Source organism: [Clostridium] aminophilum (assembly GCF_900101295.1).
Lineage (GTDB): Bacteria > Bacillota > Clostridia > Lachnospirales > Lachnospiraceae > Clostridium_R > Clostridium_R aminophilum_A.
This window is the reverse complement of sequence record NZ_FOIL01000056.1, coordinates 1-16,270: the sequence shown is the minus strand read 5'-3', so window position 1 is coordinate 16,270 and position 16,270 is coordinate 1. Positions and strand designations below refer to the sequence as shown.

The window sequence follows — 16,270 nt, the reverse complement described above, 5'->3', positions numbered from 1 at the left end:
CAAAGAGGCTGATCCTGTTGGACATGAGAGGTGAGCTGCCATATAGGGATGGGTATACATCGAGGCCATTTAAATCGTAATCAAACGACGCTTTATTTGGAGTACCCAAAAAACCTATATATCTGTCAATTTAGGCAAGGATTAGTCCATAACCAAGCAATCACTCAATCTGAGGATGAATAAAAATCTATGAATTTACACAAAAAAACACTTGATTAATTGGAGAGGAGATTTCTCCGAAATTCCCTATGAACTAAAAACGCTCCGCGAGGATGCGCACGCCGCTGTAAGGAAAATGTCACCTTACGGTGACCAGCGGCGGCGCGCAAAGTCCGCATGCGGACTCTGTTCTGAAAAATGTTTCCGGATGGAAGAACGGCAGAATTTGTGTTATCATAATTTTGTGACGAAAAATTGCGCACAATTTATGCGAAGACAAGCTTCACATTGCCCCTGGCCGGTGGATGACCTGCAGCACGATGCGAAGGCATATGGTCTTATCTTCTTACATGAGCAGTCGGCGAAGCGGATTGCGAATACCTTCGACTACGGAAAGGAAACAGTATGGGATCAATTAAAGAAGCAAAAGAAATGATGGAGGGCGCGGAAGCCGTCCATTCCCGCGACCGGATTATCATCCGGACGAGCATTATCGGGATTCTGGCTAATGTTGGTCTTGCGGCATTTAAGGCGTCCGTCGGCCTGTTCTCCAACTCCATCGCAATCGTGATGGATGCGGTAAACAATATCAGTGACGCAGGCTCTTCGCTGATCACCATCGTCGGCACCAAACTTGCCGGTCGGGAACCGGATAAAAAGCATCCGTTTGGATACGGAAGAATCGAATATCTGACGGCGATGATCATTGCCGTGATCGTGCTCTATGCCGGTCTGAAGTCGCTGGAGGAATCCGTGAAGGCGATTCTGCATCCGGAAACTCCGGAATACAGCACGGTATCGCTGGTAATCATCGCTGCCGGCGTTCTGGTAAAGATTGTTCTCGGCCGTTATGTGAAGGCGACAGGAGAAAAAGTCAACTCTCACTCGCTGATCAATTCCGGTCAGGACGCCATGATGGACTCCGTGATCTCAGCCTCCACGCTGGCGGCGGCCCTGGTCTATATTCTGACGGGGATTTCGCTGGAGGCATGGCTCGGAGCCCTGATCTCACTGGTGATCATCAAGGCCGGTATCGAAATGCTGAAGGAGACATTGTCCCAGATTCTCGGAGAGAGCGTGGATCCGGAACTGGCATCCGTGATCAAGAATACCGTGAAGAGTTTTCCGCAGGTAATCGGGGCATATGATCTGGTGCTGAACAACTATGGTCCGGATACCTTTAACGGTTCCGTTCACATTGAAGTGCCGGATACCTGCACGGCCAATGAACTCGACGAACTCATCCGCAGTATTCAGTACAAGGTGTATACCGAACACAAAGTCGTTCTGACGGCGGTGGGTGTGTATTCCGTCAACACGAAGAATGACCGCGCTGCGGAGGTGGAGCGGGAACTGCGGCATAAGGTGATGGAGATTCCGAATATCCGCCAGATGCATGGCTTTTATCTGAGCGAAACCAACAAAACCATACGCTTTGACACGGTGGTCAGCTTTAACGAGAAAGACCGGGAGGGACTTCACCGGAGACTGAATGAACTGGTGGAGACACAGTATCCGGGATACACGGCGCAGATTGTGCTGGATACCGATTTCTCGGAGCAGTGACTTGTTTTCCGGTGCAAACATTCCAAAAACACAGAGAGACCGTTAACAGAAGGAGAAAGGCATCTTTTGACCGTTCCGCACGCATGAATCGCGAATGAATGAACCGCAAGAGGCAGGAACGAAGAGAAAGATGAAGCGAGGACAGAAAGTATGAACCATCCGGAGATCGATACCGGTTTTTTTGCAACTGTATCCAGAATGAAATACATTGACCGTTGGGCGCTCATGCGCAATTCCAGAGAGGAATCTCTGAGCGAGCATTCTCTGGAAGTCGGCATGATCGCACATGCCCTCTGCGTGATCGGAAACCGGCGTTACGGGAGAAAACTGGACTGTGACCGCGCAGCGGTGATCGGGATGTACCATGATGCGGCGGAGATCATCACCGGCGATCTTCCGACTCCGGTCAAGTATTATAACGATGAGATCCGTGAAGCATACAAGAAGATTGAGGACGCGGCGGAGACACGGCTCCTGAGCCTTCTGCCGGAGGATCTGAGAGAGGAGTTCCGTGAGATTTTTCAGGGGCCGGAGAGGAGCGATCCGGAAGTGGAGAAGAAGGAGAAGTATCTGCGGCGGCTGGTGAAGGCGGCGGATAAGATTTCCGCTCTGATCAAGTGTATGTCGGAAGAGCAGGCGGGCAATACGGAGTTTATGACCGCGCGGGACACGACGGAGAAGGCAGTCCGTGCGCTGGCGGCGGAACTTCCGGAAGTGAGGGATTTTACGGAAGAGTTTCTGCCGGCTTATGGAAAGACGCTGGATGAGCTGACCGGGCGGAAGTAAACGCAGATAAATGATCAGGATGCGACAGATTGCCATCGCTGCGGTGGTAGCCGGCGGCCCTCTTCTGTGTTATAGTGAAAATATCAGTTTTTATCAATTAAATTTAGATGGAGGAACAAAATTATGAAATGTTTGAAAACCCTGATTGCTGCAGCAACGATGTCGCTGCTGATGACCATCAGCGCGCTGGCCGGCCAGTGGCAGCAGGACACAACCGGATGGTGGTATCAGAATGAGAATGGCACTTATCCGACCGGATGGACATGGATTGACGACAACCATGATGGAACGGAAAAGTGTTACTATTTCAACGAAAACGGCTATTGCCTTATGAATACGGTCACGCCGGACGGCTGTACGGTAGATGCCTCCGGTGCATGGACGGTAAATGGTGCAGTGCAGACCAGAAGTTCGGCACAGCAGGAGACTGCAGTAACACAGAGTGCAGAGCAGACATCGAACCAGGCTTCTGTTTCCGGTACACCGGGCGCATATGACTTAAAGACTGTATGGCTGTCCGCAACCGGTTCGAAATATCATACAATCAATCATTGCGGAAAAATGAATCCGGCAAAAGCGGTTCAGGTATCTCTGGAGGAGGCGATCAAACAGGGCATGGAGCCGTGCGATAAGTGCTTCAATTGAACACAGATAATATAGAATACAGCAAGACGGACCTGAGATGAGCGAGCGTTCATCTCAGGTCCGTCTTAGTGTGTGATGCTTATAAAAGTTGAAAATCTATCTCAGACCGGCATACGGCTGCTCTTTACCGCGTGGTGTGCGATCGGTGTCCATTCTACCTTCTGCACGAGGGCGCAGAGCGCGATCGGGAAGTAGGTCATCATGAACAGCGGGAAAGTGACAAGTCCGTAAATCATGGCCGGAATGGAAGCGTTAATCTTTTTGCGCTCCGTGTAAAGTGTGAGCGCACCGACGATGATCATACCAAAGTAATAGCGCACGATCAGATCGAAGAGATCGCCGGTGATGATGTGGAGAACACTTCTCTGTACCCAGAGCGGCGCAGCCAGACAGATGCCAAACAGGAACAGGTTCAGGATGATCAGAGAGATCGTGAGCAGCATGGCCGGGGCTACGGTTACGAAGATGTCGTAAGCGGAGAATCCCTCACGTCCGCCGCGGAAAATCGCGCGCAGAAGAGAGCCGGTGTAATGTGCGTCAACCTGATAGAAGCCCTTGGACCAGCGAAGTCTCTGATTCCAGGACTGCTTGAAGCTGGTCGGCTGCTCATCGTAAACCATCGCCTTGTCGCAGTAGCCGATGCGGCGGCCGCGGGAAGCGCAGTCTGCGGAGAACTGAATGTCCTCCGTGAGCAGGTGGAACGGCCAGCCGTGGTTCTCACGGATGATCTCACTGGAAACCAGGAATCCGGTACCGGAGATCGCGCAGTTTGTTTTCTGCAGCTGGCGCGGATAATTCAGGAAACGGGACTCGCGGAGATACCACAGAGAGTATCCGGCAGAAATCCAGTTGGAGTCAAAGTTTTTGGAATTGCGGTAGCTGGTGATCGCATCGTAGTGTCCGGTGGAGTACGTGCGGTTCATCTCCGCAACGAAGTTCGGATCCACAATGTTATCGGCATCGAATACCATGAAGCCTTCGTATTCGTTGTCCATTCCCTGCTGATGGAGCTGATGGAAGAACCAGTCCAGTGCGTATCCTTTACCGATCAGGACATGGTCAAAACGCTCGAATACTTTTGCGCCGGCTTTTCTGGAAACTTCTGCCGTGTCATCGGTGCAGTTGTCGGCGACGACGTAGATGTCGAAGAGTTCCTGAGGATAACGCTGCTGCTTCAGGCTCGCGATCAGCTGTCCGATTACCGCGGATTCGTTTCTGGCGGAGATCACGGCTGCAAAGCGATGCAGCGGAACCTCCTCGCGTTTACCTTCTTTCTTTTCTTTCCAGAGGCCGATCAGGCCGCTGACAATGTACCAGACCTGGTACGCATAGACGAGACCGAGAATCAGGGTAATCCAGAATTCGATCTTTCCCGTCCACCGGATCAGTGTGATCCAGTTATAAAACGTGGTATGCATCATGTTTTCTTCTCCCTTTTTTTGTGATTGACATAGAAATAACTATGCTCGCACAATGAAACACTATAATTCAAATCAGGCCATCTTGTCCATTCACAAAACGCCGATAAATCTGAAATGTCTCTGAAGAAAAGAGGACACAATTCTGTCACTGTTTATATTTATTTAATTATTGGATGGCGAAAGTGAACAAAAACAGGACTGAAATTTATGCATAATGCTATTTATGGAAAATACCATTGTGCAAATTTGACAGGAGGTAATGCATTTGCGGCATTTCAAAATGTTGTAATTTAAGGAAAGCGGATAAAGCGGCAGCCGGAAGCGGGACAGAAATATGCCCGGATTCAGTGCGTCAGCAGAACGGTGACGAAGGAGCAGTACTTTTGAGACTTCCGGGGAATGACATATTTACTTGCAAAATGACCTGTGATAAACTTAATTGTATGGAATTTACGGAATAATTGTCGCATATCGTTAGATACCTACATATTATTTTGAAAAGAATCGGTGAACATACAATGAAAAACAAGAGGCAGGAGAAGATCCTGAAAATGCTTCAGCAGGATCACACAGTGAAATCACTGGAATTGAAAGAATTGTTTCAGGTTTCGATGGAGACGATCCGTCGGGACTTGGAAGCGCTGGAGGCGAAGGGATATGTTTCGAGAGTCTATGGCGGTGCGGCGCTGAAGAATCTTTACGGAGAAGAAAAGGATACTTCCCGGAGCGCGGGCCGCAATTATCGGGAAAAGCAGGCGATCGGACGTTTGGCTGCGGAACTTGTGGAAGACGGGGATGCGATTATTCTTGACGTCGGTACGACAGCGCTGGAGGTTGCCCGGAATCTGAAAGGTGTGCGCAATCTGAAGGTATTTACCAATTCAGTTCAGGCAGCGGAAGAGCTGATGAGCGAGAGGGACACCCGCGTGTTTCTGATCGGGGGTGAGATCCGGAACGGAAGCTCCGGACTGTCCACCTCGGGCGGTGACGCGGAGGCGATGATGCGCAACTTTTACGTGGACAAGGCATTTATCGCGATCGGCGGGCTGTCGTTTGACAGCGGCATCTGCGATTATCATATGGAAGAAGCCAATCTGCGACGGCTGTTCATCCGTCAGGCGAAGAAAGTGGTCGGGCTGGCCGACCATGCAAAATTCGGCGTGACGGCGCTGAACCGGATCTGCGGTCTGAATGATCTGGATTATCTGATCACCGACGGGATGGCGGACACCCAGATGGTGAATGAGCTTTGCGCCATGAATATTGATGTCCGCATTGCAAAAGAAGAATAGACAGATAGCATATATATAAGAAGAGGAACATATCCGGTCTGCGGATGTGTTCCTCTTTGCGGTTTTGATTCGTTGGGGGATTGCCGGCTTCCTCTCACAGCTTCGGGTTGAGTGAATTGATAAACTGCTGGGCGATTCGTCCGGTGTGCCCGCCCTTTTTCACCGACCATGCGTTGGCTTTGGCGATGAGATCCTCTTCTGTCATGGTGATTCCGTGCTTTTGGGCAAGCCGGCGGACGATCTCATGATATTCGTCGAAGGACGGCTTGGTGTAGAGCACATTCAGACCGAAACGGTCCACGAGGGACAGTTTCTCCTCCAGCGTGTCGGAGTGGTGAACGTCCTGATCACGGCCCATATCATTGCGGTCCGAAACGGTCTCTCGGATCAGGTGGCGGCGGTTGGAGGTGGCATAGATCAGAATGTTGTCCGGCCGCGTCTCAAAGCCGCCCTCTATGACTGCCTTCAGATATTTATATTCGATCTCGAAATCCTCAAAGGAGAGATCATCCATATAAATGATAAATTTGTAATTCCTCGTCTTGATGCGGGAAATGACGTAGGAGAGATCCTTAAACTGATGTTTGTAGATCTCGATGAGGCGGAGTCCCTTCGGGAAGAATTCATTCAGTGTCGCCTTTACCGTGGTGGATTTTCCGGTGCCGGCGTCTCCGTACAGAAGCGTGTTATTGGACGCTTTTCCTTCGAGAAAGGCCAGGGTGTTGGCGCTTACCTGCTCTTTCTGGAGTTCGTAGCCCACCAGATCGTCGTAGTTGACATTTTCCAGATTGCTGATCGGGATCAGCTCCGGTGTTCCGTCCGCGTTTTCCCGGATCCGGAAGGCTTTGTTGAGTCCGAACATGCCGACGCCGTACTCCTGATAAAAGACGGACAGGGCGTCCAGAAATGACTCCGGGGTGTCTGCTTCCGACAGTTTTCGCGTGAGATCATTGACCACATGGCTGATGTTGCCGAAATACATACGCTCGTGTTTGCGGATTGTCCGGTATTTTGTGAGAACGGAGAAGCAGTCGGTGGAGAGTGCCTCCTCGAGCCGGCTAAAATCATAGTGAAGAAGGTCCATCAGGAAACGGCAGTCCCGGAGCGCGAATTCCGAGGCGGAACCCGTCTGAAGAGACTGCTTTTCATGGACCAGGGCAAATGGATTCTCGTCCATCATCAGCTGGTAGGTAACGTAGGTTGCCCAGAGATTCTCCTCGAAGCCGTACTGCGTTGCCACCTCCATAATGCGGTGGATGCTGTCAAATGCAAGCGTGCGGAGTTCTTCGCTCTCTGCCGGAGACGGCATCTCATCGAGCCCGTCGGATTCAACCAGGCGGCAGATTCCGGCAAAGGCGGAGAGAACCGGATCCTCCTTTAAATGATTGTAGACAATGAGGTTATTCAGCAGATGATTCATGATTTCCCTCCGAATGATACAGGCTCGCTTTCCGGGACGATTGTTCTCCGACGCAGGCGGTACCCGGCGCGATATTGCGGGGAACCGCGCAGTGCGGCGTGTCCGGTGTTTCGATGGCCGCAGAAAGTGAAACTGACCGAAAATGGACAAAAAAGTGGTTAGAACTATTATAGTGTATCATTCAAAATATTCAACACCGTGCAGGCGCGATTCCGGTGCGAAAATGACGGTAAAACCGGTCGAAAACCGCATAGAATATGGCGATGGAATAATTGAAGAAAACCTTTTGCGGGGCATACGGATAAAATTATGATTCATATAAGAAACAATAAAATATATCAAATAGTTATATATTTGATGAATGGCGTTCAAGATAAACATAAAAGATATTCATTGACTTTGCGATAACCGTATGTAATAATACAAACTAAATCTTGGAAAGAAAGGAACGGCGTGAGACAGCATGAAATTAAAGGGAGCCAGAATCCTGATTGAGGAACTGATCCATCAGGGCGTGAGTACCGTGTTCGGATACCCGGGCGGCGCAGTATTGGATATTTACGATGAATTATATAAGTGTGCCGACCGCATTGACCATGTCATCACGGCTCATGAGCAGGGCGCCTGTCACGCTGCGGACGGATATGCCAGAGCATCCGGCAAAGTCGGGGTTGTAATCGCGACAAGCGGACCGGGAGCAACGAATCTTGTGACCGGAATCGCAAATGCGAATCTGGATTCGGTGCCGCTGGTGGCTATTACCGGCAATGTTGCGGTGTCTGCCCTCGGCCGTGACAGCTTTCAGGAAGTCGATATCGTCGGTATCACACAGCCGGTTGTAAAGCATAACTTTATGGTCCGTGATATCACGGAGCTGGAGCAGACGATCAAAGAGGCGTTCCGGCTCGCGAACAGCGGCCGAAAAGGACCGGTACTGATTGATATTCCCAAGAATGTGCAGATCGCAGAGCTGGAGTACGGCGATGCGGTGCTTCCGGCCCGGGCTGTAAAACCGGTGCTGGAATACCGCCGGCAGGAGATTCTGGAAGCCATCTGGAACTGCAAGCGTCCGTTTATCTATTGCGGCGGCGGTGTCATCTCCGCGGAGGCGGAGGCAGAGCTGCTGGAACTCTCGAAGCGGCTCAATGCGCCGGTGGGTCTCAGCATGATGGGAAGAACCGCGGTTCCGGACAGCTATCCGCTGAACCTCGGCATGACCGGAATGCACGGAAGTTACACCGCGAATAAAGCTCAGACCGACTGTGATCTGGAGATTGCCGTCGGCGTCCGTTTTTCGGACCGTGCGACCGGCGACATCAGCGAGTATGCGAAGAAAAAGACGGTAATCCATATCGATATCGATAAGTCGGAACTTGGAAAGAATGTCAGCCCGAATCTTCGGGTTCAGGGAAATGTCAAAGAAATCATGGCGGATCTTCTGCTGGATATTCCGCAGCAGAGTCATCCGTCGTGGATGCGGCAGATTGAGGAATACAAGAAGGTTCCGGCTTCGGAACCCCCGAGAACGGGAGAATTTATCCCGAAAAATATCATTGAGACGGTCCGGAAGACGGCGAAGGACAGCACGGTAGTTGCGACGGATGTCGGTCAGCATCAGATCTGGACCTGCCAGTATTATGACTTTGAAAAGCCGAGAACGCTGCTGACATCCGGCGGACTCGGAACCATGGGATACGGACTCGGTGCCGCCGTCGGCGGATGCATTGCGAACCGGAGAGAGAGAACCATTCTCTTCACTTCGGAGGGGAGTTTTGCCATGAACTGCAATGAACTCTGCACGGTGGTGAGTCAGGAACTCCCGATCACCATTGTGATCCTTCATAACGGAGTGCTTGGTATGGTCCGCCAGTGGCAGGGAATTTTCTACGGTCAGCGCTATTCGCAGACGACGCTGAACCGGAAGACGGATTTTGTGAAGCTGGCGGAGGCATACGGGCTTCGCGGCTTCCGGGCGTCCAGCATAGATGAGCTGGAGGCGGTTCTGCAGGAGACGGAAAAGGACCCGAAGGGCGCGTATCTCATCGACTGTCTGATCGATAAGGATGAGAAGGTATTTCCGATGATTCCGCCGGGCCGCTCGGTGAAGGATATTATCCTGAGAGACTGAGCCGAAGACCGTTCGGAAGAATCCGGCATATTACAACGACAGGAAGTGACGGAAGAAATGAGCAGATTTACGGTAGAAATGTTATTAAACAATCGTTTTGGCGTATTGAACCGGATCACGGGACTGTATTCCAAGCGCTGTTACAATATCGAGACCATTCATGCCGGCCCGACGGAGGTGCCGGGAGTGACCCGGCTTGTCATCGAATCCACCGGGGATGAGTACATGAAGACACAGGTGATCGCGCAGCTGGAAAAACTGTACGATGTGCGCAAAGTGGAGATTACGAAAGAGGAACCGGATGCGCCGTGAAAACGGCCGGCCGGAAAAAGGTATGAAACTTTTTTCACTTTGTTCTTGCGTTTTAAAACCCACAGGTATATAATGACGATAATTTCGAAGATGAATAATATTCAACAACATCATCTGCGAAGTTTGAATTAATTTCAACACAAAAGAATCAGGAGGAAATGAAAATGGCAGAACCAAGAATGTTTTACGAGAAGGATTGTGATCTCTCTTATCTTCAGGGAAAGAAGATCTGCGTCATCGGTTACGGATCTCAGGGTCACGCACATGCACTGAACCTGAAGGATTCCGGCTGCGATGTTGTTGTCGGCCTTTACGAGGGTTCCAAGTCCAAGGCAAAGGCAGAAGCGCAGGGCCTTACCGTTTTACCGACTGCTGAGGCAGTAAAACAGTCTGACATTATCATGATCCTCATCAATGACGAGCTTCAGGCAGATATGTACTACAAGGATGTTGCTCCGAACCTGAAGGCCGGCGATATGCTGATGTTCGCTCACGGATTCAACATCAACTACAAGCTGATCGTTCCGCCGAAGGATGTCGACGTAACCATGATCGCTCCGAAGGCACCGGGCCACACCGTTCGTTCCGAGTATCAGGCAGGAAAGGGAACACCGTGTCTGGTTGCGGTTGAGCAGGATGCTACCGGCCATGCACTGGATTATGCGCTGGCATACGGTGCAGGAATCGGCGGCGCACGTGCGGGACTTCTGGAGACCACCTTCAAGACCGAGACCGAGACAGACCTCTTCGGTGAGCAGGCAGTTCTCTGCGGCGGTGTCTGCGCATTGATGCAGGCAGGTTTCGAGACGCTGGTTGAGGCAGGATATGATCCGAGAAATGCTTACTTCGAGTGCGTGCACGAGATGAAGCTGATCGTCGACCTCATTTACCAGTCCGGTTTTGCGGGCATGAGATATTCCATCTCCAACACCGCAGAGTTCGGTGATTATGTAACCGGACCGAAGATCGTTACCGAGGATACCAAGAAGGCGATGAAGAAGATCCTTTCCGATATCCAGGACGGTACATTTGCCTCCAACTTCATGACAGACATGAAGAACGGAAAGATTCACTTCCAGGCCATGAAGGCAAAGGCAGCTCAGCACCCGACCGAAGTTGTCGGCGAGGAGATCCGCAAGCTTTACAGCTGGAACAATGAGAACGATAAGCTCGTAAATAACTGATCGTCCGCTGGCGGTTGTTGGTCTGGCGGCGGCCGGAGATACCGTAATGTCGGATCCGGACTGCGAGAGCCGGGACGGACAAAAGACGAAAAATAATCGGTGCGGCAGTGATGAACTGCCGCATCTTCTGCATTACGCGGGCAGCATACCGAAACTCATGTCTGTATGAGCCACGGCGGCTGCCGTGATGTCGGGGGACGATCAAAAGTGTTTCCTGCCGGCATTAAACAGGTGCCCGGAAAGCGGCGCAGAAGTGGTATATTGGAAACGGAGGACCGCGGAAAGAAGCGGCTCGAGGAGGATGACATGGAACTTACACTCGACAGAGTATATCAGGCAGCACATGTATTGAAACCGGTGGTCAAGAAGACGGATCTGGTTCATGCAGTCCGCATTGATACGGACTGCGATCTCTATCTGAAGGCGGAAAACCTTCAGAATACCGGATCGTTCAAAATTCGCGGCGCGTATTTCAAGATTTCCACGCTGACGGATGAGGAAAAGGCCAGGGGCGTGGTTGCATGCTCTGCCGGCAACCATGCGCAGGGGGTGGCACTGGCCGCGACCAAGGCGGGAACCAAGTCCACGATTTTCCTTCCGGCGGGCGCTCCGATCTCTAAGGTGGAGGCGACCAGAGGATACGGTGCGGAGGTCAAGATGATCGACGGTGTCTATGATGACGCGTATGCCGCATGTATGCAGTTTCAGAAGGATACCGGCGCGGTGCTGATTCATCCCTTCAATGATCCGGACGTGATCGCGGGACAGGGAACCATCGGAATCGAGATCTGCGATCAGCTGGGGGATGCGGATGCCGTGGTTGTTCCGATCGGCGGCGGCGGTCTGATCTCCGGTGTGGCTTATGTGACGAAGATGCTGAATCCGAAGTGCAAGGTATACGGTGTTCAGGCGGAAGGCGCGCCCAGCATGGTCCGGGCGTTCCATGACAAGAAGCTTGAGGCGATTGATTCCGTGAATACCTTTGCGGACGGCATTGCCGTAAAATGCCCGGGCGATGTGACCTATGACATGGTCAACCGGTATGTCGACGATGTGGTGACCGTATCTGACGAGGAGACGGCAGCGGCGATCCTGACGCTGATGGAGAAAGAGAAGGTTGTGGCGGAGGGAGCCGGTGCGGTCTCGGTGGCAGCGGTTCTCTTCCACAAGATTCCGGTCAAGGGCAAGAAGGTGGTCTGCGTGGTGTCCGGCGGCAATATTGACGTCAATATCCTCTCCCGCGTTATCAACCGCGGACTGGTGAAGACCGGAAGAAAGAGCACGCTTACCATCGAATTGATGGATAAGCCGGGTCAGCTGGTGGAGGTTGCGAGGGCGATCGCATCCACCGGTGCCAATGTCACCAAGGTGGATCACAATAACACCGCGCAGTCGATGGAGATCAACGGATGCTACCTGACGGTGGAACTGGAGACCAGAAACTTTGAACAGATAGAAGAGATTCGTCAGACTCTGACGAAAAAAGGATTTAAACTGATTGACAGGAGGTAGTCATGACCGGTGCCGAGTTATTGGTGAAAGCGCTTGTGAAAGAAGGCGTGGAATATGTATATGGCTATCCGGGCGTTGCGATCTGTCCGTTTTTTGACAGCCTGATGTCGACGGAGATCCACCCGATTCTGGTTCGTGAGGAGCAGAATGCGGCGCATGCAGCCAGCGGATACGCGAGAATTACCGGAAAGGTCGGTGTCTGCTCGGTGACCAGCGGACCGGGAGCCACCAATCTGATCACCGGAATTGCCACGGCGTTTGCGGACAGCATTCCGCTGGTGGCGATCACCGGACAGGTGGACAGCCGACTGCTCGGCAGTGATGTCTTTCAGGAGGCGGACATCTCCGGTGCCTGTGAGTCATTTGTCAAATTCAGCTACATTGTTCGAAAAGCATCAGATATTCCGAGAATTGTGAAAGAAGCGTTTTTTATCGCATCGACCGGAAGAAAAGGACCGGTCCTCATCGATATTCCGATTGATGTTCAGAATCAGAACATTTCCCGGGTTTCCTGGCCGGAAGAGGTCTCTCTCCGGACTTACAAGCCGACGGTCAAGGGAAACGGTCTTCAGATCGTTCGGCTGATGGAACGTCTGGAGAAGGCAAAACGTCCGATTCTGTGCATCGGCGGCGGTGTTCATCTGGCCGGTGCCGCGCAGGCGGTCCGGATTTTTGCGGAGAACAACCGGATTCCGACGGTGTGCACGATGATGGGCCTCGGGGTGATGCCGACCAGCCATTGGATGTTTTTCGGCATGGTCGGAAACAATGGGCAGGAGTACAGCAACCGTGCCATGAACGAGGCCGATATGGTCATCATGGTGGGGGCCAGGGTGGCGGACCGCTCGGTTCGGCCGGAAATCATCAGCGAGGACAAGATCCTGGTTCACATCGATGTTGATCCGGCAGAGATCGGGAAAAATGCAGGTCCGTCGATCCCGTTGGTCGGGGATCTGAAGAGTGTATTCGACGCGCTGAATGAGCGCGAACCGGTGACCGCCGATCATTCGGAGTGGATTCAGACGCTGACCGGCTATCACCGGGAAGGCAGAAGTCTGGATGTATCCAAACTGGCCGGCGGAGTGAAGGCGAGGGACTGCGACAGCGTAACGCCGTCCGCATTTGTCCGCGCGCTGTCTCTGGAGATGAAGGAAAATGCGGTCTATGTGGCCGATGTGGGCCAGAACCAGCTCTGGTCCTGCCAGAACTATGTCGCGCGGGAGGGACGGTTCCTGACGTCCGGTGGCATGGGAACCATGGGATATTCGATCCCGGCAGCGATCGGTGCGAAGATGGCGGATCCGCACCGTCAGGTGGTCGCGGTCTGCGGCGACGGCGCGTTCCAGATGAGTATGATGGAACTGGCGACGATCCGTCAGTACCGTGTTCCGGTGAAGATCTGCGTCATGCGCAATCAGGTTCTCGGTCTGGTGCGTCAGTATCAGCATTTCATCTACAAAGACCGTTTTGCGATGACGACCATGGATGACACGCCGAATCTTGAAAAACTGGCGGAAGCATACGGAATCCGCTATGTCCGACTGGAGCGCAACGAGGATATCCCGAAGAAGATCCGGGAGTTCCTGAACGAGGAGGATACCGCGCTGCTGGAGTGTATCGTCGATCCGAATGAGGTGGTCTGATGAAGAGAATATATTCTGTTTTGGTAGAGAACCGTTCCGGTGTTCTGTGCAAGGTTGCCGGTCTGTTCTGGAGACGGTGCTTTAACATCGATTCGCTTGCCGTCGGCGAGACCATGGATAAGACGGTGTCGAACATGACGATTGTGTCCAGCGGGGATCAGAGGACACTGGAGCAGATCGAAAAACAGCTGAACAAGAAGCTGGATGTCATAAAGGTCAAGACCTTTGAGGAGTCGGAGAGCATCAGCCGTGAGCTGGTGCTGGTTAAGATTCATTATAACCGGACCAACCGGAAGGATATCATGGAGAACTGTGAGATCATGCATGCGGATATCGTGGATCTGTCAAAAAATCAGATGACGATTCAGCTCTGCGATACGCCGGAGAGAGTGCAGATCTTTCTCGATACGCTGAAGACGGTGTCCATCGTGGAGATCGCCCGCACGGGAACGCTGGCGCTGTTAAAATGCAGTCAGACGTCATAGCACGGGAAAACTGACGCTGAAGAAGGCAGGCTTATGTCATGGCGCAGATCGACGGCAGGGAGAGAAGCGACCGGGATTCCCGGAAAAGGCAGGAGAATTTAACTGCGGATTGTAGTATGATAGGAAAATAGATTTTGAAATGATTTTGGAGGTTTCATCATGGCAGAGGTAAAAACAGTTGCAACGGAACAGGCACCGGCGGCCATTGGCCCGTATTCTCAGGCGAAGGTTGTAAACGGATTCGTCTATGCATCCGGTCAGATTCCGATCAATCCGGCGACCGGCAATATCGAGGGAACCACGATTGAGGAGCAGGCGGAGCAGTCCTGCAAAAACTGCGGAGCAATCCTTGAGGCGGCCGGCTCCGATTTCGGGCATGTCGTAAAGACAACCTGCTATCTGGCGGATATCAATGATTTTGCCGCTTTTAATGAAGTGTACGCAAAATACTTTACATCCAATCCGGCCCGTTCCTGCGTTGCGGTAAAGCAGATCCCGAAGGGGGCGCTCTGCGAGGTGGAAGTTCTGGCTGTAGTGAAATAAGTTCGGTTTTTCGTAATTTAAAAGGACCATCAATCCGGTGAGAGAGATTGATGGTCCTTTTACTTGCCCGGTTCCTCCATGAGTAACCTCCTATTCAGTTATTTGATGAACTTTCACCGGATCAGAAATCGAATTAAAATGATTGTCATTCGATCACATAGTGCTGATTTTGATAAGACAAATCCTCGAGCCGGTGAAGCACACGCCACGTTTTCTATCGATTTGTCCATCGCTGTCTCACGTTCACCTTATGACAAAATTGTACGCCTAAAAATACAATTTGTCAATAGCGAAATGAAATGATATGATACGTTTCTGCGAAGAAAGACGAACAAAACATACGGGCGGAGACGGGACGGGACCGGAGCGGCTCTGTCTGCTTGCGGCCGGCAGCCGCGGAATGTTCATGCGGCAGGAAGTCCGGATACGGTCTGCCGGAATATGGAGGAGATCAGGATGACAGAGGAGAACAGAACCGGAAAGCGCGGCGGATGGAAGCGCAAAGGCGATACCGCATTCCGCACGGTGAACGGAAAAGAGGAACAGCGCCACTGGTACAAGGCGATTGAGAAGAAAGAAAGGGTATACCGGATCGGACTGGGTGATTTTGTGACGGCGTCCGGCACGGAAACCCGGGAACGCGTCGAAATGAAGGTTAATGACCGGAAACATCCGTTTTTCGGAAAGTCGATGCGGGAAAAGGTCGCGATCAAGGGCGTGGATTACGTTGTGGTCGGCATTGTCAAGAACGGCACAAAAGAGTATCTGGAAAAGATCCGCAGGGAGGGAAAGCGATGAATCTGCCGAAGGATCCCTTTATCGCGCTGTCGCTGATCAATACCGCGCTTCGGGATGGCGGTATCGATCTGGATGATTACTGTGCGGAAAAGGATGTCAATAAGAAAGAACTTCTCTCGATGATGCGGGGAGCCGGATTTGAGTATGATTCCGACCGACGCTGCTTCCGGTAAGGTATGCACGGCGGGAGAACGGTCTGCGAAGAAAATGATAAAAGAGGGACTGGCGGGATGAATTCCGCCGATCCCTCGTTTGCGTTTCATAGGAAATTTCTCCGAAATTCCCTATGAAACAAAAACGCTCCGCGAGGATGCGCACGCCGCTGTAAGGAAGCTGTCACCTAACGGTGACCAGCGGCGGCGCGCAAAGTCCGCGG

Annotated in this window: 17 protein-coding genes; 15 read left to right on the top strand and 2 right to left on the bottom strand. The window is 52.0% G+C overall.

Annotated elements, in window-relative coordinates:
- Positions 1–211: 211 nt before the first annotated feature.
- The 4 genes from BMW41_RS14655 to BMW41_RS11990 all read left to right on the top strand — a co-directional run bounded on the left by BMW41_RS14655 (position 212) and on the right by BMW41_RS11990 (position 3,156).
- Positions 212–595, top strand: a complete 384-nt coding sequence (locus tag BMW41_RS14655) for a hypothetical protein (RefSeq protein WP_177171237.1) — start codon at positions 212–214, stop codon at positions 593–595.
- Positions 565–1,725, top strand: coding sequence for a cation diffusion facilitator family transporter (locus BMW41_RS12000; RefSeq protein ID WP_074650291.1), 1,161 nt, complete (start codon positions 565–567; stop codon positions 1,723–1,725). Before BMW41_RS14655 ends, BMW41_RS12000 begins: the two co-directional genes overlap by 31 nt.
- 150 nt (positions 1,726–1,875) lie before the next feature.
- Positions 1,876–2,511: a 5'-deoxynucleotidase gene (gene yfbR, locus BMW41_RS11995; RefSeq protein ID WP_074650290.1), complete on the top strand. Its 636-nt coding sequence runs from the start codon at positions 1,876–1,878 to the stop codon at positions 2,509–2,511.
- Positions 2,512–2,634: 123 nt separating this feature from the next.
- Complete coding sequence (locus tag BMW41_RS11990) at positions 2,635–3,156, top strand: hypothetical protein (RefSeq protein ID WP_074650289.1); 522 nt, start codon at positions 2,635–2,637, stop codon at positions 3,154–3,156.
- 101 nt (positions 3,157–3,257) lie between these two features.
- Here BMW41_RS11990 and BMW41_RS11985 read toward each other — a convergent pair whose 3' ends face one another.
- Entirely contained in the window at positions 3,258–4,577 is a 1,320-nt protein-coding gene (locus BMW41_RS11985) for a glycosyltransferase family 2 protein (RefSeq protein WP_242870351.1), read from the bottom strand.
- A 518-nt stretch (positions 4,578–5,095) separates the two neighbouring features.
- On the opposite strand from BMW41_RS11985, the gene BMW41_RS11980 reads away from it, so the two are divergent.
- Entirely contained in the window at positions 5,096–5,869 is a 774-nt protein-coding gene (locus BMW41_RS11980; RefSeq protein WP_074650288.1) for a DeoR/GlpR family DNA-binding transcription regulator, read from the top strand.
- Positions 5,870–5,963: 94 nt separating this feature from the next.
- On the opposite strand, the gene BMW41_RS11975 is transcribed toward BMW41_RS11980, so the two are convergent.
- Positions 5,964–7,289 carry an ATP-binding protein gene (locus BMW41_RS11975; protein ID WP_074650287.1) on the bottom strand — a complete coding sequence of 442 codons (1,326 nt, stop codon included), beginning with the start codon at positions 7,287–7,289 and terminating at the stop codon, positions 5,964–5,966.
- Positions 7,290–7,431: 142 nt separating this feature from the next.
- On the opposite strand from BMW41_RS11975, the gene BMW41_RS14780 reads away from it, so the two are divergent.
- From BMW41_RS14780 to BMW41_RS11930, 10 genes are all read left to right on the top strand, one after another.
- Complete coding sequence (locus BMW41_RS14780; RefSeq protein ID WP_207646889.1) at positions 7,432–7,602, top strand: hypothetical protein; 171 nt, start codon at positions 7,432–7,434, stop codon at positions 7,600–7,602.
- 150 nt (positions 7,603–7,752) lie between these two features.
- Complete coding sequence (gene ilvB, locus BMW41_RS11970) at positions 7,753–9,417, top strand: biosynthetic-type acetolactate synthase large subunit (protein ID WP_074650286.1); 1,665 nt, start codon at positions 7,753–7,755, stop codon at positions 9,415–9,417.
- Positions 9,418–9,495: 78 nt separating this feature from the next.
- Positions 9,496–9,729 (top strand): acetolactate synthase small subunit, encoded by a 234-nt coding sequence (gene ilvN, locus BMW41_RS11965; protein WP_242870350.1) that lies wholly within the window; start codon positions 9,496–9,498, stop codon positions 9,727–9,729.
- 164 nt (positions 9,730–9,893) lie between these two features.
- A complete protein-coding gene (ilvC, locus tag BMW41_RS11960; protein WP_074650284.1) occupies positions 9,894–10,913 on the top strand; it encodes a ketol-acid reductoisomerase in 1,020 nt (339 codons plus the stop codon).
- 306 nt (positions 10,914–11,219) lie between these two features.
- Positions 11,220–12,425 carry a threonine ammonia-lyase gene (ilvA, locus tag BMW41_RS11955; RefSeq protein ID WP_074650292.1) on the top strand — a complete coding sequence of 402 codons (1,206 nt, stop codon included), beginning with the start codon at positions 11,220–11,222 and terminating at the stop codon, positions 12,423–12,425.
- Positions 12,426–12,427: 2 nt separating this feature from the next.
- Positions 12,428–14,068, top strand: coding sequence for a biosynthetic-type acetolactate synthase large subunit (gene ilvB, locus BMW41_RS11950; RefSeq protein WP_074650283.1), 1,641 nt, complete (start codon positions 12,428–12,430; stop codon positions 14,066–14,068).
- The gene (ilvN, locus tag BMW41_RS11945) at positions 14,068–14,553 is read left to right on the top strand and encodes an acetolactate synthase small subunit (protein ID WP_074650282.1); all 486 of its coding nucleotides are present in this window, start codon (positions 14,068–14,070) and stop codon (positions 14,551–14,553) included. The genes ilvB (BMW41_RS11950) and ilvN (BMW41_RS11945) overlap by 1 nt, the downstream gene beginning before the upstream one ends.
- A 159-nt stretch (positions 14,554–14,712) precedes the next feature.
- On the top strand, positions 14,713–15,096 hold the full coding sequence (locus BMW41_RS11940) for a RidA family protein (RefSeq protein WP_074650281.1): 384 nt from the start codon (positions 14,713–14,715) through the stop codon (positions 15,094–15,096).
- Positions 15,097–15,552: 456 nt separating this feature from the next.
- A complete protein-coding gene (locus BMW41_RS11935) occupies positions 15,553–15,894 on the top strand; it encodes a hypothetical protein (RefSeq protein WP_074650280.1) in 342 nt (113 codons plus the stop codon).
- The gene (locus BMW41_RS11930; protein ID WP_074650279.1) at positions 15,891–16,067 is read left to right on the top strand and encodes a DUF4250 domain-containing protein; all 177 of its coding nucleotides are present in this window, start codon (positions 15,891–15,893) and stop codon (positions 16,065–16,067) included. Before BMW41_RS11935 ends, BMW41_RS11930 begins: the two co-directional genes overlap by 4 nt.
- The last annotated feature ends 203 nt before the right edge of the window (positions 16,068–16,270 follow it).